The sequence below is a fragment of the Clostridium chrysemydis genome (assembly GCF_015234215.1).
Classification (GTDB): Bacteria; Bacillota; Clostridia; order Clostridiales; family Clostridiaceae; genus Clostridium; species Clostridium chrysemydis.
Genome location: NZ_JADEKP010000002.1, coordinates 438,741 through 457,346 on the forward strand (window position 1 = coordinate 438,741; position 18,606 = coordinate 457,346).

The following is an 18,606-nucleotide window of genomic DNA, read 5'->3' on the forward strand; positions in this document are numbered from 1 at the left end:
GTTATAATATGTTTATAGACCATAAATTAATTAATAGTATTATAGATGAAACAAAAAATCCAGAGGTAGATGAAGCAAGAAAAGTAATAGAAAAAGCAAAAAGAAAAGAAAAATTAAGCTATAAAGATATAGCAATTCTTCTATCAACAGAAGACGAAAGTGTAGTTAAAGATATCTACACTTTAGCAGGTGAAATAAAAGAAAGTATATACGGAAAAAGAATAGTTATGTTTGCTCCTCTTTATGTAAGTGATTATTGCGTAAACAATTGTGTTTACTGCGGTTATCAAAGATGTAATGAATTTAAAAGAAGAAAACTAACTATGGAAGAAGTAAAAGAAGAAGTTAAGATTTTAGAAAAAATGGGACATAAAAGATTAGCTTTAGAACTTGGAGAAGACCCAGTTAATGCGCCGATAGAGTACGTTTTAGATTGCTTAGATACAATTTATAAAACTCAAAACGAAAATGGTGAAATAAGAAGAGTGAATGTGAATATTGCAGCAACAACTGTAGAAGAATATAAAATGCTAAAAGAAAAAGGAATAGGAACTTATATACTTTTCCAAGAAACTTACAACAAAGATGTTTACGAGTATATGCATCCTAAATCACTTAAAAGTAACTATGAATATCATTTAACTGCATTTGATAGAGCTATGGAAGCTGGAATTGACGATGTTGGTGGAGGAGCTTTATTTGGTCTAGCTAATTACAAATTCGAGGTTTTAGGCTTAATGATGCATAACGCTCATTTAGAAGAAAAGTTTGGAGTAGGTTTTCACACTATATCAGTTCCAAGACTTAAAAAAGCAAATGGAGTTACAATGGAAAACTTCCCAAATCTTTTAACAGACGAAGAGTTTAAAAGAGTAGTTGCAGTACTTAGAATAGCAGTTCCCTTTACTGGGTTAATACTTTCAACTAGAGAAACTAAAGAGATGAGAAAGGAAGTATTAAGATACGGAGTTTCACAAGTATCTGCAGGTTCAAGCACAGGTGTAGGTGGTTATAAAGATAGAGAAGAAAATGGAAAAGACGATAAGCAATTCCAAACATCTGATGAAAGAAGTCCGCTTGAAGTTATTAATTGGCTTTTAGACGATGGATATATCCCAAGTTACTGCACAGCTTGTTATAGAACTGGAAGAACTGGAGATAGATTTATGACTTTAGCAAAATCAGGTGAGATTCAAAAGGTTTGTGAACCTAACGCTATAACAACTTTAGTAGAATATGCTTTAGACTACGGTGATGAAGCGTTTAAGGAAAAAGCTATAACAACTGCAAAAAAAGTAGCGTCAGAACTTAAAGACCCTAAAACTAAAAAAATAGTAGAAAACAATATAGAAAGATTACAAAAGGGTGAAAGAGATCTTTTCTTATAATAGGAGATGATATTATGAACAGTACACCAAATGCAAATAGAAAACATGTTGCTATTTTTGGTAACACAAATAGCGGAAAGTCTTCACTTATGAATTGTATATTAAATCAAGACGTATCATTAGTTTCAGAGGTTATGGGAACTACAACAGACCCAGTTAAAAAAGCTATGGAACTTATAGGTGTCGGACCTATACTTTTAATAGATACAGCAGGACTTGAAGATACATCAAAGCTTGGGGATTTAAGAAAGAAAAAAACTATGGAAGTTTTAAGAAATACAGACGTTGCAGTTTTTGTTTTAGACGGAAATAGCCCAGATTTAGATAGTTTTTATAGATGGAGAAGTGAAGCTAAAAAGTTTAACATTCCATTTATAGTAGCCTTAAATAAATCTGAAATAGCAAATACTGAAATAGTTAGAAGTTTAAAAGGTAAAAATAAAAACTCAATCTGTACATCTACTGTAACAGGTGAAGGTATAGAAGACCTTAGAAAGCTTATAGGTAACTTAATAGAAGAAGAAGAGGAAGATAAAAGCTTAATTGGAGATTTAGTTCCTTATGGTGGAAAAGTTATCTTAGTAGTACCAATAGATTCAGAAGCTCCTAAAGGAAGGCTTATTCTTCCACAAGTTCAACTTATAAGAGATTGCTTAGATAACGGTATAAAAAGCTATGTGGTTCGCGATACTGAACTTGAATCTGCGCTAAGAGATATTAAAGATGTAGACTTAGTAGTAACTGACTCACAAGCTTTTAAAGAAGTAAGTAAAATAGTTAAAGAAGATATAAGACTAACTTCTTTTTCAATTCTTTTTGCTAGACAAAAAGGTGATTTAAATGTGTTTATAGATGGAGTAAATGCTATAAGAAATTTAAAAGAAAATTCTAAGGTTTTAATTTCTGAGAGCTGTACTCATAACGTATCTCACGAAGATATAGGTATGGTTAAAATTCCAAACCTTTTAAGAAAATATGTGGGAGGCAATTTAGAGATAGTTCACAGAATGGGAAATGATTTTGGAGAGGATATAGAAAATTATGATTTAGTAATTCACTGTGGCGCTTGCATGATTAATAGAAAAACTGTAATAAACAGAATAAACTATTGCAAAGAAAAAAATGTTCCTATAACTAATTACGGAGTAGTTTTAGCATTTTTAACTGGAATTTTAGAAAGATCAACTGACCACATTAAATAGACAATCATATTTGTTTAGTGTATACTGTTTTTAGAAATAAATAAAATAAATACGCTAGGGGAGCTAATAATATTGGCTGAGAGGTAATTTAAAATTACTGACCCTTTTACCTGATATGGATAATGCCAACGGAGGGAAGCTTTTAATTAATTTAATTATGATTTTTTAGGCTTTCTTTATTTAAAGAAAGCCTTTGTTTTTTCATATATCATAAATTTAGCTAGTCCTATTAGGTTTTAGGGCTAGCTTTTTTTAGGAGGAGAAAATTTATGAAAAAATTTACTGATGAATTATTTGAAGAAGCAAAAGGGATATTTGATAAATATGTAGAGCATCCCTTTGTAGATGAAATGGGAAAGGGAACTTTAGATAAAGAAAAATTTAGAGATTATCTGATTCAAGATTATTTATATCTTAAAGATTATGCAAAGGTTTTTTGCATAGGAGTAACTAAAGCAAATACTATGGATGAAATGAGATTTTATTATAAATCAGTTGAAGGTACTATGGAAGACGAAACTGCAACACATATAAAATATTTAAAAGACTTTGGGTTTACTCCAAAAGAAGTAGAAAATATGGAGATAGATATTATTAATTCAAGCTATACAAATTTTATGCTAGGAACTGCACTTACAGGTGACCTTTTAGATATAGCTTTAGCTGTGCTTCCTTGCACTTGGAGCTATAACTATATAGGAATAGCTTTAAGAGATAAATATAAAGATACATTAGAGAATAACTTTTATAAGCCTTGGATAGATGTATACTGTGATGAATCTTATGATGAATTTACAAGAGAATGGTTAGATTATGTAGATGAAAAATGCAAAGATTTAAGTGACCATAAAAAAGAAAAACTAAAGAAAATATTTATAATGTCATGTATGCACGAAATGAATTTTTGGGATATGGCATATAAAATTAAGTAGGGGATATAAATGATTATAAATAGTTTAATAGTAGCTTTTACAATAATAGTATTTATCTTTTATATAAGAGAACTTCAAAATAAGCGGTTAAAGACTAGAGAACTTGTAATAATTGGAGTTATGAGCGCTGCATCATTTATACTGCATACTATACAATTTATAAAGTATCCTCAAGGAGGGGGAATCACTCTTCTTTCAATGCTTCCGATTTTATTATTATCTATAATTTATGGAGCTCGAGTAGGTATGACATCAGGGCTTATCGTTGGAATATTAGAACTTTTAATTGGAGGGTTTGTAGTGCATCCTGTTCAAATTTTATTAGATTATATTTTATCAAATATGGTTTTAGGACTTTCGGGTATCTTTGGAAGTGATAAAAAGTATAAGTATATTTTAGGAAGTGGACTAGCTATGTTTTTAAGTTTAGTTACTTGCATTATTTCAGGTGTAGTATTTTTTGGAAACTTTGCACCAAAGGGAATGAATGTACTTTTATATTCTATTATATATAATGGTTCAAGTATGGGAGTTGAAAGTGTAATAACTCTTATAGTTTTATTTTTATTACCAATAAATAAGATAAAAAGAATTGCAAATAAATAATATTATCTAAATCTTTATGTTATACTAGCAAAAGAAAGTATAACGTAAAGATGGAGATATATATATGAAAAACGAATTTACAAAATTTAAAATAAATGAAAAAATAATAAAATCGTTAGATGAGTTAGGTTTTTTTAAGCCTACAGAAGTTCAAGATAAGGTTATAGGTGAAGCTCTATTAAATAAAGATTTAATAGTTAAAGCAAAAACAGGAAGCGGAAAAACTTTAGCTTTTGGAATTCCTTTAATAGAAAGGTCAGAGTTTTTAGAAGAAACTCCTAAAACTTTAATCCTTGCCCCTACTCGTGAACTTGCAATTCAAATAAAAGAAGAGCTATCTAATATAGGTAGACATAAAAAAATTAAGGTTGTAACTTTAATTGGAAAAGAATCTTTTAAAGATCAAGAAAAAAGTTTAAAAGATAAATGTCAAATAGTAGTCGGAACTCCAGGAAGGGTTTTAGACCACTTAGATAGAGGGACTTTAAATGGTAGCAACATAAAATATTTAGTTATAGATGAAGCTGATGAAATGTTTAATATGGGCTTTATAAGTCAAATTTCAGGTGTCTTTAGAAGAATTTCTAAAAGAAAAGTAACTATGATTTTTTCAGCAACATTTAAAGAGGAAATCAAAAAGCTTAGTGAAGAATATATGGATAGACCTATACTTATAGATATTAAAGGTGCATCAGTATCAAATGAAGATATAAGCCATAGCTTAGTTAAGGTAGAAGGTAATTTAAAACTTCAAACTTTAAATAATATATTACTTAATGAGGGACCTAAAAGAGCTGTAGTTTTTTGTAGGACTAAAGATAATGTAGCTAAAGTTTATGAGTATTTAAAATCTTTTGGATACTCTGTAGATTTTATTCACGGAGATAATTTGCAAAAAGATAGAAATAGAAAAATGAATAGTTTTAAAGACGGAGATTATAGAATTTTAGTAGCTACTGATATAGTTTCAAGAGGAATTGATGTTGAGGATATATCACACGTTATAAATGTTGATATCCCAGTAGAAAAAGAAGCTTATGTTCATAGAATCGGTAGAACAGGGAGAAATGGTAATAAAGGAAAGTCTATTACTTTTGTAACTCCTTTTGAAGATAAGTATTTAGATAGAATTGAAGAATATATAGGTTTTAATATAGAGGATTACTCAAAGGATTTAGATAATTTACCTATAAATAAAGCTAATATAGAAGTTTTAAAATCAATACCATTAAAAACTATTAAAAGAGAAAAAGCTAAATCTAAAGTTATGAAGATTTATCTAAATGGTGGAAAAAAGAAAAAGATAAGAAAGATAGATATAGTTGGTACTATTTTAAGTATTGAAAGCATAACAGCTGATGATGTTGGAGTTATAGAAATAAATGATTCAGGGTCTTATGTTGATATATTAAATGGTAAAGGACAAATAGTCTTAAACGAGTTAAAAAAGAAAAAGATTAAAGGAAAAACTTTAAAGATAGAAAAAGCAAAAGGATAGCCAAAATTTTGGCTATCCTTTTTTGTTTTAAAATAAATGTTAAATATATAACTAGTTAAATATAATTTATTTAGTATATCTAAATGTAAATATATTAATTATTTAAATGGAAGTATATTGAAAACTTTAAACTGTCATTTAGAATTACAGTGTAATTAAAAATGACAGTTATTCAAAGTGTAAGTGTAATTTTTAATTACACTTATCAAAAGAGGATAGATAGAAAATTAACAAAGTGGATTAAAACAATGTTGGCATAAAAATTGCTAGATATATAAACGGAAAAAATTATAACCATATTTAAAAAGAATAATACAAAAGAAGGGAAATTATTATGGATAACAAAAAGTTTAAAAAAGGTCTGATGTTTGGTATTTTAGTAGGTTTAGCTTGGGGGCTTGACGGAGTCTTAATGGGAAGAGTTGGTTTAGATAAGATTTTTAATGATTTTAGTTTTGCGGCCTCACAAGGAGTTCAAAATGCAGCATTTGAATTCTCACCATTAGTTACAGCATTTTTTCACGAAGGATTTTGCTTTGTTTGGGTTGCTTTAGTTTTATTATTTAGTAAACAGTTAAAGCATGTATTTTATCTTTTATTTAAGACTAAAAAAGGAAGAGCTGCAGCTATAGCTGCTTTAGTTGGTTCACCAATTGGTATGAGCGCTTATCTTTTAAGTATTAAATATGCAACAGCGCCATACGCTTCAAGTATTTCAGTAATATATCCAGGTGTTGGAGCTATACTTTCTTATTTTATATTAAAAGAAAAATTATCTATTAGAGCTATGATTGGAATTTGTATAAGTTTATTAGGGTCATTTATGCTTGGATTTAATCCATCAGGTGATGTTCCTGAAACATTTTTCATGGGAATAATGTTTGCAATTGTTGCTGTATTTGGTTGGGCTCTTGAAGGAGTTATTATAGGATTTGCTATGAAACATATAAAAGGAGAAGATGATGTTGAAGCTTCTCCACAGCAATTCTTATGTTTAAGATACTTAGTTTCTACATTAGCTTATGCAATTATAGTATTACCAGTAATTGGAGGATATCCATTAGCAGGATATATAGTAAAATCAGGAATGGTATTTAACTATGCAGGAATAGCTATACTTGGTGCGATTACTTATCTTTCATGGTATAAAGCAGTAGATTTAATCGGTGCTGCTATGGGTACAGCTTTAAATAGTACAGCGGCATTATGGGTAATAATATTTAGTGCAGTTTTATTTGGAAGTAAGATAACAGTAAGCCTAGCTTTATGGGGAGTTGTAATAGTATTTGGAGTATTTATTTTCGCAATAGACCCAAAAAGCTTTGGAAAAAAGAAAACTGAAACTTTAGATAGTGAAAATATAATGTAATTTTAAAAAGGCAAGACAATTATCAAAAAATTGATAATTGTTTGCTTTTATATATTGTTAAGTTAATTTTAGGAGTTTAATTATGTTGAAAAAAGAAATAATAGATAATATGAAAAATATAGTTGATAACTGTATGGGGGATTCAGAGGCTGCGTGCGTTGCAACTTGCCCTATGCATACTGACGTTAAAAGTTATGTAAGATTAATTAAAGAAGATAAAGGTTTTGAAGCTATAAAGGTAATAAGAGAAAATCTTTTTATTCCAGGAAGCTTAGGTAGAATTTGTGCTCACCCTTGCGAAAAAGAGTGTAAATGGAATGAAGGAAAGAGTCCTATGGCTATAGCGTCTTTAAAAAGATACGCAGCAGATAATTTTGATAAAGAAGAAAATTGGGATTTAAATATAAAACCTTTAAATGGTAAAAGAGTCGCTATAATAGGGGCTGGTCCTTCAGGACTACAAGCATCATTAGAACTTAGAAGAGAAGGGTTTAGTGTAACTGTATTTGAAAAGCTTCCTTTAAGAGGCGGAATGATGGCAGTAGGTATTCCAGAATATAGACTTCCAAGAAATATATTAGAAAAAGAAATAAGTTATTTAGATAAATTAGGTGTAGAATTTAAACTTAACTGTGAAATAGGAAAAGATATTAAATTCGAAGAATTAGAAAAAGAATTCAATAGTATAATTGTAGCAGTTGGTAAGCATGATGGAAGAGTAGATAGAAGCTTAAATAACTTTGATGCTGAGGGAGTATTTAGTGCAGCAGAGTATTTAAAAGAAGCCTCATTAACTAGGAACGTAGAAAAAGCAGGTAAAAAAGTTTTAGTAGTTGGCGGCGGAGATGTTGCTATGGACTGCTGTAGAGTTTCAAAGAGAATAGAAAATGTAGAAGAAGTTTATTCAATATGCTTAGAAGAGAGTTTTGATAAAATGGCTTCATCTAATCATGAAATTAAAGGTGCTATAGCTGAAGGGGTTATATTTAACCATGCTAAGGCTATAAAAGAAATAAAAGTAGATGAAAATAATAGAGTTATAGGGGTTATTTTAAAGAAATGTTTACGTATGTTTAATGAAGATGGAATGTTTGCACCAACATTTGATGATAATAAAACTACTGATTTAGAAGTAGATACGATAGTATTTGCTATAGGACAAGGTGTTGATTCAAGCTTTGCAGAAGGTAAATTAGAACAAGCTAGAAATACTGCTTTTGTTTGTGATCCTCAAACATTACAATCAAAAGAAAACAATAAAGTTTTCTTTGCAGGAGATGCTTCAGGACAATCAGTTATAGTTATTCAAGCTATGGCAACAGGAAGAAGAGCTGCCGAATCAGTTATTAGATTCTTAAATGATGAGTCATTAACAGAAAACAGAAAAATTGAAGATACTTCTAGCTTCCAAACAAAGTTAAATATACCAACAGATTGGAGTGGAATTGCTGGTTTAAGAGAAGATATGGCAGAACTTGATCCAAAAATTCGAGTAAAATCATTTGATGAAGTTTCCTTAGGATACACTAAAGAAGAAGCCTTAAGAGAGTCAAACAGATGTAGACAATGTGAATGTAAACTTTGCATGAAAGAATGTTTAATGCTTAGAGAATATACAGAGTGTCCAAAGAAATTATTTAGTGAGTACCTAAAAAAAGGTTATGAAAATATGGATAAAATGATAGCATATTCTTGCAATCAATGTAGTCAGTGCACTATAGTTTGTCCTAATAGCTTTAATATAAAAGATAATTTCATAGCTATGAAAGAAGACTTTGCAGAAAAAAATAATGGACAAGCTATTATAAAAGAATTAGAGTTTTGTGCAAATCAGCAAGAAAAAGAATCAAGTGAAGAGTACTCAACGACGGTTAAGGCAAATCACGGAGAAGCAAAGAAAACTAAATATGTTTATGTTCCAGGGTGTACAGTTCCAGCATATACGCCTGAAGGAAGTGATGCAGTATTAAATCACTTAAAAGAAACATTAGGTGAAGAAAACGTAGGGGCAGTACTTCAGTGCTGCGGTAAAGTTTCACTTTTAGTTGGTGAAAAGAGAAGATATTTAGATATAAATAAAAAAGTTATTGATGTATTTGATGAAATGGGAGCTGAGGTCATAGTAACTGTTTGTCCTTCATGTTATCAAGTATATAAAGATACAGCTAAAAATCAGAAAGTTATATCATACTGGGATTTAATAAGAAATAAAATAGGAATGCCAAAACAAGCAAAAGATAAGGGCAATGATTCTGATGTAGTATTTAATATTCATGATTCATGTGTAACTAGAGATGTTATATCACATCACGAGAGTGTAAGGTGGATGTTAGATAAAATGGGATATAAGTGGTCAGAAATAGAACATAACGGTAAAAATACAAGATGCTGCGGAGTTGGTGGAATGGCATGTAGCGCAAACCCACCATTATATGAAAAATTATACAACAGAAGAAAAAATGATTTTAATTCGGACTCTGTTGTAACTTATTGTGGTTCATGTAGAGGAACTATGGAAGCTTCAGGTATGGATGCTATCCATATTTTAGACCTAATGTATGGACCTACTCATATGAAAAAAGATAAGAAAAAAAGAGGGTATAAAAACGAAGAAGAAATGTGGAAAAATAGATTAGCTACAAAAGCTAAATTTGATAAGCATAATAAATAGTTTTATTAATAACCTATCTATAAAAGGATAGGTTATTTTTTGTTTTTAAAATAATAATTAATGATATATAATTAAACTATTAATATCTTTGGGGGTTATACTATGAAATGTTTAGTTATACATGGGAGTCCAAGAAGAGGAAATACTTATGATGTTTTAGAAAAAGTTATTTATAAACTAAAGGATATAGAAAATCTTGATATTGAAATAATTGAACTTATAAAAGAAGATATACCGCTTTGTATAGGGTGTTTTAATTGTATTTTAAAAGGTGAAGACAAATGTCCACATAAAAAAAGTATGGGAAGCATCATAAGTAAAATAAATGAGTCAGAAATTTTGATATTTACATCTCCTGTTTACTCTATGCAGATATCTGGTCTTATGAAGAATTTTATAGATCATCTGTCTTTTAATTTTCATAGACCAAAATTTATAGGAAAAAAAGCTTTAGTGATTACAACTACAGCAGGTGCTGGTCATAAAAATTCCGCAAATTATTTAAGAGATGTTTTAAATTACCACGGGGTAACAGAAGTTATAACTTTACCTATAGCATATAGAGCATCTAGTTTAAATGATAAAAATTTAAAATTAATAGATAATCAAAGCGAAAAGTTTAAATCCATTATAAAAAATAAGAATATTAAAAATGCATCATTTAAACAAGTTATGATGTATAACTTTTGGAGGGGAATGGATAAATCAGAAGGTATGGAAGCTGATGAAAAATTTTATTTAGAAAACGATAGAGTATATTACGATGAGAGTAAGGTAAATTTTATCTATAAGATATTTGGAAACATTGCTTATAAGATAATAAAGAAGTGATATGGAAATCCATATCACTTCTTTATATTATAGCGCTTAATTTTATTATAAAGTGCATTCCTACTAATACCTAAACTCTCAGAAGTTTTCGTCATATTACCATCAAAATAGCGTAAAGCTTTTTTGATTTCTAATTTTTCAACTTCTAGTAGAGACCTTAAAGGTTCTATGCATTCTTTTGTTTCTTTAGGGTTACAAATAACGCAAGAAATGTCATCACAATTATGTTCAATAGGATTCCCTAAATTATCAAAAGCCAAGCAAGTACACTCATCAAAGTTCATTTCGTAACTCGTTTGACCGTTTAAGTTAACTATATTTTCAACGCAGTTTTCAAGTTCTCTTATATTACCGGGCCAGCAATAAGAGATCATCTTTTTAAATAACTTCTGAGAAATAGGTGGTATAGGTTTATTTAATTTTCTGCTTTTATCTTCTAAGAAGTAATCTATTAAAATCGGCACATCACCTAATCTATCTTTAAGAGGAGGGACTTTTAAAGGGATAACGTTTAACCTATAAAATAAATCTTCTCGAAATCTACCATTTTTAATTTCTTCTTTTAGGTTTTTGTTAGTTGCAGCTATTACTCGTACGTTTACATTTATATTAGACTTGCCACCTATTCTAGTTATAGTTCCTTCTTGAAGGACTCTAAGTAAGTGAACTTGCATCTCTAAAGGCATTTCTCCTATTTCATCTAAAAAAATTGTTCCACCGTTTGCAAGTTCAAACTTCCCAGGTTTTCCGCCACGCTTAGCACCTGTAAAGGTTCCTTCTTCGTAGCCAAAAAGTTCTGATTCTATTAAGGATTTTGGAATAGCACCACAGTTTATAGCTATAAAAGGTTCATTTTTTCTAAGGCTTTCATTATGTATAGATTGTGCTAAGAGTTCCTTCCCAGAACCACTCTCACCAGAAATAAGTATAGTAGAGGGACTTATACTGACTTCTTTTGCAAGGTTTATTACAGATTTTAAAGATTCACTTTCTCCGATTATATGATCGAATTTATATATAGCATCATTTGATATGAATCTATTAACTGTTTTTAGTTCCCTAAAAACTAAAATAAAACCTAGGTCTTCATTTGAAGAACTGTAAATCTTACGGATATCACAATTAAAGTTTATATCTTTAGAAGAAAGAAGAAGACTTTGTATACTTGTACCTTTAAAGTTCATTAAAGTGCTTTTTAGTTTTGGAAAAAAATCAAAAATATTTTTATAAAGTATACAACTTTTTGCACCTAAAAAATATAGAGCTTTGTTATTATAGAAATTTATATTTAGATTTTTAGAAATAGTTATTATACCATCATCTAAAGATTCAATTATGTCAATTAGATATTGAGACTTAATTTGATTCAAAATTTTCACTCCCCATGAAATAAAGTGGATAAATATATTGTAATTTTATCATAATGTGAATTTTTATCAAATACTATTATATAAAGGCTAAATGCTTTAAACAAAAGTTATGTAGAGATTGGGGGAATTATATGAAATATACATTAAATGTACCGACAGAAATTTATAGAGGGGAAAATGTTATAGATAGCAATTATAATATATTTAAGGAATTAGGTAAGGTTTCTTTAATAGTTACTGGAAATAAATCGACTAAGTTAAATGGATCATTAGGAGATTTATTAACGGCTCTAGATTTATGTGAAATTGAATATTATATTTTTGATAAAGTTATAGAAAATCCTAGCTTAGATATAGTAGAGGCTGGGGCTAAATTCGGTAAAAAATATAATGTTGACTTTGTAATAGGTATAGGGGGAGGGTCTGCTATTGATGCCTCTAAAGCCATATCTGTTATGTTAACTCAAAAGACAGAAGATTCTAGAATTCTTTTTAGTGATGGGAACTTAAGTAATCTTTCATTAGTTGCAATTCCAACGACTTCTGGAACTGGAAGTGAAGTTACGGGATATTCTATTTTAACTGATCACAAAAGGGAAAATAAAAGAAAAATAAAAAGAGAGATATTTCCAGACTTTGCATTTATAGATTGGAGATACTCTAAAAGTTTAGATGAAAACTTACGTAAAAATACTGCACTTGATGCCTTTACTCATTTAGTAGAAGGATATTTAAATTCAAATTCAACAAAGGAGACAGATGCTTTAGCAATCAAAGGATTAGAAATGTTTAGTGAATGTTTAGAAGGAGTAAGTAAAGGCAAACTTACAGATTTAGAAATTGAAAAGCTTTCAGAAGTTTCTACTATAGGAGGAGTTTTAATTTCTATTAATGGAACAACTATGCCACATTGTATGGGTTACCCATTAACTTATTATAAGGGACTTCCTCATGGAGTTGCAACAGCTTGCCTTTATCCAGGATACTTAGAAGGGTTTAAAGAGGCTAAGAAGGTTAGGAATATAATAAATATTTTAGGGTTTACAAGTTTAAAAGATCTTCAAAAGGTAATAATAAGATTAACTTTAAATAATATTATAGTTTCAGAAGATGAACTTACAGAGTACTCTAAGAAAGTATTAGAAGATAAGAGAAGATTAAAAAATCACCCTGAAAGTGTAGAGTATGAGGATATTTATAAAATATACTATAATAGTTTAATTGGGAAGCATAGAAAATTTTAAGCACTATGATATAATAAGTATAAATCTATAGAAAAGAGGAATAATGATGAACTATAAGTTTAATTATAATGGAAAAGAATTTATATTAGATGAAGAAAATCTACTTGATGTAATAAATGACGAAGAAAATTCACTAAAGGGGCTAGAAATAGAAGATATTATAAATCTTTTAAATGAATCTCCTGATGTTGATTTTGATAAAGCATATTATAGTACACCTTGTGAAGAGTGTAACTCTAACTTTAAAGATAGCAAAAAAGAAAGTGAATACTTAGAGTATTATTTTTATGTTTATTCAAAAGATTCAAACTACGTTATAAGTACAATATCAAAAGAATATGAAAACAAAACATATAATAGAATGGAAATAATGGGTGAAGTTGATAATAGTTATATAGTTACTATTATAGTTTGCGCAAATTGTTCTAAATATCTAGTTCAAATAGAACAGCTTGAAGTATAAAAAAACGTATAAGAGATTTCTCTTATACGCTTTTTTTATAATTTCATAAAAGCTACAAGTAATAAGCAAATACCAGCAAGCCATGAAAGGTCGATATTAGACTTATTTATAAATTTCTTACCGATAAAGCTTCCTAAAACAAAAGAAACAACTCCAAATACAAAGCAAAGCATAATAAATAAATAACTATTAATCTTTAAAAAACTAATTCCTAAGCCTACGGCAAAGCTATCAAGAGAAAGAGCTAAGGCTAAGTATATAGATTCTTTTAATGATATCTGTTTTGATTTATCAAAGTCAGCTTTGATTTCATCTATATAAACTTGAAATGCAAATTTAAAATCAAAAATTTTAATAGTTAAAGGTTTTTCTCTATTTAAAAATTTAGAAAAGAACTTTTTAAATATTCCTTCAAATAACTTATAAATTCCTATTATAAAGAATATTAAAAAACTAAAGGTTTTTGTTATATAACTAGGTAAAAAGGACTCTATATAATTACCTGAAAAAATTGAAGTAGATAATATAAGGATAGAGATTATATTTATTATAAAAATATATTTAAGTGGTATTTTTATATTCATAGCACTATATCCTATGCAAGTAACAAAAGAATCTACGACAAGTGATAGTATTATTATTAATGTTTCCATATATTACTCCATGCACATAAAGTCTTCAATATATATTATGAAAAATTATACATCCTGTTACAGGCTTCGACAGTAAATCTAAATAATTAGTATACATAATGTTTAAATAGAGAAAAACCTATCAAAATTAGGGTTACATAATGTATAATAATTTTGTTAGATATTAATAGATATACAAAATTAGGGGGACAAAAACTGAATGAAAATTGCCAAAAAGCTTTCGCTTGTATTTATAGGATCAACCTTATTAATACTATCGATATGTTTATTATGCGGAGTATGGATTTTAAATGGGCTAAAAAATGGAGATTTAGAAAGAGCAGTTTCGAAGAGTTCTTCAATTTATAGTCTTTATAACAAAAGAATTGCAGATATCACTGATGTCGCAAATGAGTTAAGTGAGGCTGTAGTTATAGAATATTTCGTAAAAGAGGAAAGCAAAGAAGAGGTATATAAAAACATCTCACAAAACTTAAATGAGATGTTTAGTAAGCATGATATTCTTTATGCAGGCTTTTTCTTAAATGATAATGAGAAATTTTACAATGTACGAGATAGTGGTGTAAGTGATAAGCTTTTACAAAGTTTATATGAACTAAGTGAGGGGAAAGAACATTTAAGCGGAAGTATAAAATTTAATGACAAATTATACATAGTATCAGTTGATAAAATTGATAAAGATTATAAAAAAAAGGTAGGTAAGGTAATTGTAATAAAGGAAGTAGATAGTAAATTTTTAAATTTATTAAAACACTTTTCAGAAAAAGATGCAGGCATAGAATTAAATTATGAACCTTTAGAGAAACCAACAGCTTATATAGGAAGAGAAAAAGTTCCTGTATATAATGAAGTTTTAAGAGATAGAATTATTAGTTATATTGGAATAAATACTATAGAAGAAGGAAAAAACATATATTTAACTATAGAAGAGGGAAGGACTGTAGTAGATAAAAGCAACTTAATAGTAAGCAAACTTATAGGAATACTTCTAATATTAATTTTATTTATAAATGTTATAACATTTTTAATAGTTAAAAATAATTTAATAAAAAGAATTATTACTATGAACAGAGATGTTAATGATCTTATAAGTTCAAAAGATATAAGTATACATTTGAAAATTGATAAACAAGATGATGAAATAACTGGACTTACTGTAGATATAAATAAAATGATAGATAACATAAGGGAAGTTACATTGAATTTAGATTCAAGTAAGATGCAATATAAAGCTCTTTTAAAGACTATGACAAATGGCTTTATTTATTTAAAAAGAGAAGATTATAAAATTTATAAAGTACTTCAAATCAATGATTCTGCAAAGAAAATGATTAATTTAAGTGATAGAAAGTTAGAATACTTTAAGGGTAGTAGTGAAGTTGAAAAACTACTAGGAGTTATTGAAAAAAATATAGATTTATCAAAAAAAGAAACCTTCGAAGAAGTTTTTTTAGGGGAGGCAAATTTTGCTAAAGTTAGCTTTCAATATAAAGAAGATGATTCTATAGTACTAGTTTTAAATGATATTACAGATTTAAAAAAATATTCTGACGAGATGAAGTATTTAGCAAATTATGATACTTTAACAGGTGTTTTAAATAGGCATAATATTATGAAGTATATAGAAGATTTAACTTTAAATAAAGAGCCTTATACGATTTACTTTATAGACTTAGATAATTTTAAAGGATTAAATGATACTTTAGGTCATAATAAGGGAGATGAAGTACTTTGTGCTGTTTCAAGGTCTTTAAATATTATATGTAGTGATTCTGTAAGGGTTGGAAGACTTGGTGGAGATGAGTTTGTTGTAGTTAAAAGAGGGGAAAATGATATTTTAGAATCGGAGGAGCTAGCTCAAACCATTTTAGAAGTACTAAGTTCTATTATTAGAGTAAATAAACTAACATTTGAATTAAGTGGAAGTATTGGAATAAGCTATTATCCACAGCACAGTAAAGATATGAATGAAGTTATACAGTATGCAGATATTGCAATGTATGAAGCGAAATCATCTGGAGGAAATAATTATAAAATATTCTCAAACGATATGCTAGAAAGTGTGGAACTTGAAAATAGATTAAAAGAAGCTATTTTAAAAGATGAATTTTCACTTTATTACCAACCTATTTACGACATAAAAGAAAATAAAATAACGGGTGCAGAAGCCTTAATTAGATGGAATGCAGATGAGGGTGTAATATCTCCAAATAGATTTATCCCAATAGCAAAAAGAACTGGAGATATTATTGAGATAGATAAAATAGTATTTGACAAAGCAATAAAATACTGCAAACATATAACTACACATTCGAAAGATTTTATTATGTCTGTAAACTTATCTTATAAATATTTAAAACAATATAATTTCATAGATGATTTAAAATCAATAATTAAAAAATATGATTTAGACCCTAAAAATTTAAGGGTAGAAGTTACAGAAGATGAATTTATAGAAGATATAGTAGAAACTACTAGAATTTTAAATAATATAAGAGCTTTAGGAATTAGTGTATCTTTAGATGATTTTGGTACAGGGTACTCTTCTTTTAATTATTTAAAGCAATTACCTATAGATATAATAAAGATTGATAGAAGCTTATTATATAAAGTTTGCACAGATGAAAAGAGCTTAAATATATTATCTACAATTATAAACTTATCACACGAATTAGGATTCATAGTAGTTTGTGAAGGGGTCGAAGAAGTAGAAGAATTTGAACTTTTAAAAACTTTAGGTTGTGATAAGATTCAAGGATATTATATTTCAAGGCCAATTTGTGAAGAGGAGTTTAAAGAAAAGATAATTAAATTTTTATAAATAGAGGAAACTAGATGTTTAGTATAAATGATGCCTTAGAAATTTTAAATAAATATAGTGAATTTGCAGTAGTTATAAGCATCTGTATAAGCATAGTTATAGCTCTTTTAGGGGTTATACCTTCTGTGTTTATAACAGGAGCGAATATATTGTTTTTTGGCCCAGTAACAGGATTTTTAATATCTTTAGCTGGAGAAGTTATAGGAGGATATATAACTTTTAAAGTATATAAAAAAGGTTTTAAAAAGGGATTTGATAGCATAAAAGGCAAAAGTAAAATCTTAGAAGACATATCAAATAGTCATGGTAATAGGGCTGCATTTTTGATATTTCAGGCAAGGGTTATACCTTTTATTCCATCAGGATTTGTAACTCTTGCTGCATCTTTAAGTAGTATTGATGATATGCGTTATATAATTTCAACACTACTTGGAAAAATTCCATCTGTAATGCTTGAAGCTTTAGTTAGTTATGGGGTTTTAAGTAATGGTGCTGAAGGAATAAAGATATTTTTAACTTTAATAGCTGTATACTTAATTTACAAAACAATAAAGAAGAAAAAGGTGTGATATAATATTGCATGGGAAATACTAAGTTAATGGAGGCGACAAAATGTACAAGTTAATAGCGTTAGATATGGATGGAACACTTTTAAATAGTGACAAGACTATATCTGAAAGAAATAAAAATGCGATAAAAGAGGCTAGAAAAAAAGGTGTTTATGTAGTACTAGCTTCAGGAAGACCAATAGATGGATTATTAAATTTCTTAGAGGACTTAGATTTAATAAGTGATGATGATTACGTACTAAGTTATAACGGATGCTTAGTTCAAAAATCAAAAAGTAGAGATGTTATATCAAGTGTTTCAATAAAAGGAAGCGATTTAGATTATTTATATAAATTAAGTAAAGAAGTTGGAGTTAATATTCATGCATTTTCTAAAGATAGAGGGTTAATAACTCCAAAAAACAGTAAGTATACGCAATACGAAGCGGATCAAAACTTTATAACAGTAAAAGAAGTTAGCCATGATAATCTTGATTTAAATGAAGAGATTATAAAAATCATGATGATAGATGAACCAGATATATTAGATAATGGAATAAAGAAGTTACCAAAGGAATTAGAAGAAAAGTATAGTATTGCTAAAAGTGCACCATTTTTCTTAGAATTTTTTAACAAAGAAGCTAATAAGGGTCTAGGATTAGAACTTTTAGCAAAGCATTTAGGTATAAGAAAAGAAGAGATAATAACTATGGGAGATGCTATGAATGATTATCCTATGATTAGTTATGCAGGTCTTGGAATTGCTATGGGAAATGCTTGTGATGAGATAAAAGAAATAGCAAATTACGTTACTGATTCAAATGATAATGACGGAGTAGCAAAAGCTATAGAAAAATTTGTATTAAATGATTAATAAATTTATGGGGCTGTCGCACTAAATAATTAGTGCGAAGCTCTTTTTTTATTAAAAAAAATAAATCCACGACCAATTAGTCGTGGATTTATGATAAAATATTTTTCATGCTAATCGAAAAACTTTTACAAAAAGA

The 18,606-nt window shown here is 28.4% G+C and carries 15 protein-coding genes and 1 riboswitch; of the genes, 13 read left to right on the top strand and 2 right to left on the bottom strand.

Annotated features, from left to right (window positions below; genetic code table 11):
• Positions 1–8: 8 nt before the first annotated feature.
• From hydG to INR60_RS10015, 8 genes are all read left to right on the top strand, one after another.
• Positions 9–1,388, top strand: a complete 1,380-nt coding sequence (hydG, locus tag INR60_RS09980) for a [FeFe] hydrogenase H-cluster radical SAM maturase HydG (RefSeq protein ID WP_194191372.1) — start codon at positions 9–11, stop codon at positions 1,386–1,388.
• 14 nt (positions 1,389–1,402) lie between these two features.
• A complete protein-coding gene (gene hydF / locus INR60_RS09985; protein ID WP_194191373.1) occupies positions 1,403–2,590 on the top strand; it encodes a [FeFe] hydrogenase H-cluster maturation GTPase HydF in 1,188 nt (395 codons plus the stop codon).
• A gap of 46 nt (positions 2,591–2,636) precedes the next feature.
• Positions 2,637–2,744, top strand: a riboswitch (TPP riboswitch).
• A gap of 115 nt (positions 2,745–2,859) precedes the next feature.
• Positions 2,860–3,522, top strand: a complete 663-nt coding sequence (tenA, locus tag INR60_RS09990; protein ID WP_194191374.1) for a thiaminase II — start codon at positions 2,860–2,862, stop codon at positions 3,520–3,522.
• Positions 3,523–3,531: 9 nt separating this feature from the next.
• Complete coding sequence (gene thiT, locus INR60_RS09995) at positions 3,532–4,128, top strand: energy-coupled thiamine transporter ThiT (protein WP_194191375.1); 597 nt, start codon at positions 3,532–3,534, stop codon at positions 4,126–4,128.
• A 64-nt stretch (positions 4,129–4,192) separates the two neighbouring features.
• Entirely contained in the window at positions 4,193–5,626 is a 1,434-nt protein-coding gene (locus INR60_RS10000; protein WP_194191376.1) for a DEAD/DEAH box helicase, read from the top strand.
• 334 nt (positions 5,627–5,960) lie between these two features.
• The gene (locus INR60_RS10005; RefSeq protein WP_194191377.1) at positions 5,961–6,995 is read left to right on the top strand and encodes a DMT family transporter; all 1,035 of its coding nucleotides are present in this window, start codon (positions 5,961–5,963) and stop codon (positions 6,993–6,995) included.
• Positions 6,996–7,077: 82 nt separating this feature from the next.
• Entirely contained in the window at positions 7,078–9,666 is a 2,589-nt protein-coding gene (locus INR60_RS10010; protein ID WP_194191378.1) for an FAD-dependent oxidoreductase, read from the top strand.
• A 102-nt stretch (positions 9,667–9,768) separates the two neighbouring features.
• The gene (locus INR60_RS10015; protein ID WP_194191379.1) at positions 9,769–10,497 is read left to right on the top strand and encodes a flavodoxin family protein; all 729 of its coding nucleotides are present in this window, start codon (positions 9,769–9,771) and stop codon (positions 10,495–10,497) included.
• 14 nt (positions 10,498–10,511) lie between these two features.
• Here the strand turns inward: INR60_RS10015 and INR60_RS10020 are convergent, their stop codons facing one another.
• Positions 10,512–11,867 carry a sigma-54 interaction domain-containing protein gene (locus INR60_RS10020; RefSeq protein WP_238480425.1) on the bottom strand — a complete coding sequence of 452 codons (1,356 nt, stop codon included), beginning with the start codon at positions 11,865–11,867 and terminating at the stop codon, positions 10,512–10,514.
• Positions 11,868–11,998: 131 nt separating this feature from the next.
• On the opposite strand from INR60_RS10020, the gene INR60_RS10025 reads away from it, so the two are divergent.
• On the top strand, positions 11,999–13,111 hold the full coding sequence (locus INR60_RS10025; RefSeq protein ID WP_194191380.1) for an iron-containing alcohol dehydrogenase family protein: 1,113 nt from the start codon (positions 11,999–12,001) through the stop codon (positions 13,109–13,111).
• A 46-nt stretch (positions 13,112–13,157) separates the two neighbouring features.
• The gene (locus tag INR60_RS10030) at positions 13,158–13,574 is read left to right on the top strand and encodes a DUF3785 family protein (RefSeq protein WP_194191381.1); all 417 of its coding nucleotides are present in this window, start codon (positions 13,158–13,160) and stop codon (positions 13,572–13,574) included.
• A 35-nt stretch (positions 13,575–13,609) separates the two neighbouring features.
• On the opposite strand, the gene INR60_RS10035 is transcribed toward INR60_RS10030, so the two are convergent.
• Complete coding sequence (locus INR60_RS10035; protein ID WP_194191382.1) at positions 13,610–14,227, bottom strand: manganese efflux pump; 618 nt, start codon at positions 14,225–14,227, stop codon at positions 13,610–13,612.
• A 199-nt stretch (positions 14,228–14,426) separates the two neighbouring features.
• Between INR60_RS10035 and INR60_RS10040 the strand changes: the two genes are divergently transcribed.
• The 3 genes from INR60_RS10040 (at position 14,427) to yidA (ending at position 18,470) form a co-directional block, all read left to right on the top strand.
• Positions 14,427–17,048 (top strand): EAL domain-containing protein, encoded by a 2,622-nt coding sequence (locus INR60_RS10040; protein WP_194191383.1) that lies wholly within the window; start codon positions 14,427–14,429, stop codon positions 17,046–17,048.
• An 80-nt stretch (positions 17,049–17,128) separates the two neighbouring features.
• Positions 17,129–17,617: a VTT domain-containing protein gene (locus INR60_RS10045; protein WP_194191396.1), complete on the top strand. Its 489-nt coding sequence runs from the start codon at positions 17,129–17,131 to the stop codon at positions 17,615–17,617.
• Between the two features lie 43 nt (positions 17,618–17,660).
• Positions 17,661–18,470 (top strand): sugar-phosphatase, encoded by an 810-nt coding sequence (yidA, locus tag INR60_RS10050; RefSeq protein WP_194191384.1) that lies wholly within the window; start codon positions 17,661–17,663, stop codon positions 18,468–18,470.
• The last annotated feature ends 136 nt before the right edge of the window (positions 18,471–18,606 follow it).

Bases quoted from the DNA above. Each gene is read 5' to 3' on its own strand.
- hydG (WP_194191372.1), top strand. From the start codon at position 9: ATGTTTATAGACCATAAATTAATTAATAGTATTATAGATGAAACAAAA.
- INR60_RS10000 (WP_194191376.1), top strand. From the start codon at position 4,193: ATGAAAAACGAATTTACAAAATTTAAAATAAATGAAAAAATAATAAAA.
- yidA (WP_194191384.1), top strand. From the start codon at position 17,661: ATGTACAAGTTAATAGCGTTAGATATGGATGGAACACTTTTAAATAGT.
- tenA (WP_194191374.1), top strand. From the start codon at position 2,860: ATGAAAAAATTTACTGATGAATTATTTGAAGAAGCAAAAGGGATATTT.
- INR60_RS10015 (WP_194191379.1), top strand. From the start codon at position 9,769: ATGAAATGTTTAGTTATACATGGGAGTCCAAGAAGAGGAAATACTTAT.
- INR60_RS10040 (WP_194191383.1), top strand. From the start codon at position 14,427: ATGAAAATTGCCAAAAAGCTTTCGCTTGTATTTATAGGATCAACCTTA.
- thiT (WP_194191375.1), top strand. From the start codon at position 3,532: ATGATTATAAATAGTTTAATAGTAGCTTTTACAATAATAGTATTTATC.
- INR60_RS10030 (WP_194191381.1), top strand. From the start codon at position 13,158: ATGAACTATAAGTTTAATTATAATGGAAAAGAATTTATATTAGATGAA.
- INR60_RS10010 (WP_194191378.1), top strand. From the start codon at position 7,078: ATGTTGAAAAAAGAAATAATAGATAATATGAAAAATATAGTTGATAAC.
- hydF (WP_194191373.1), top strand. From the start codon at position 1,403: ATGAACAGTACACCAAATGCAAATAGAAAACATGTTGCTATTTTTGGT.
- INR60_RS10025 (WP_194191380.1), top strand. From the start codon at position 11,999: ATGAAATATACATTAAATGTACCGACAGAAATTTATAGAGGGGAAAAT.
- INR60_RS10005 (WP_194191377.1), top strand. From the start codon at position 5,961: ATGGATAACAAAAAGTTTAAAAAAGGTCTGATGTTTGGTATTTTAGTA.
- INR60_RS10035 (WP_194191382.1), bottom strand. From the start codon at position 14,227: ATGGAAACATTAATAATAATACTATCACTTGTCGTAGATTCTTTTGTT.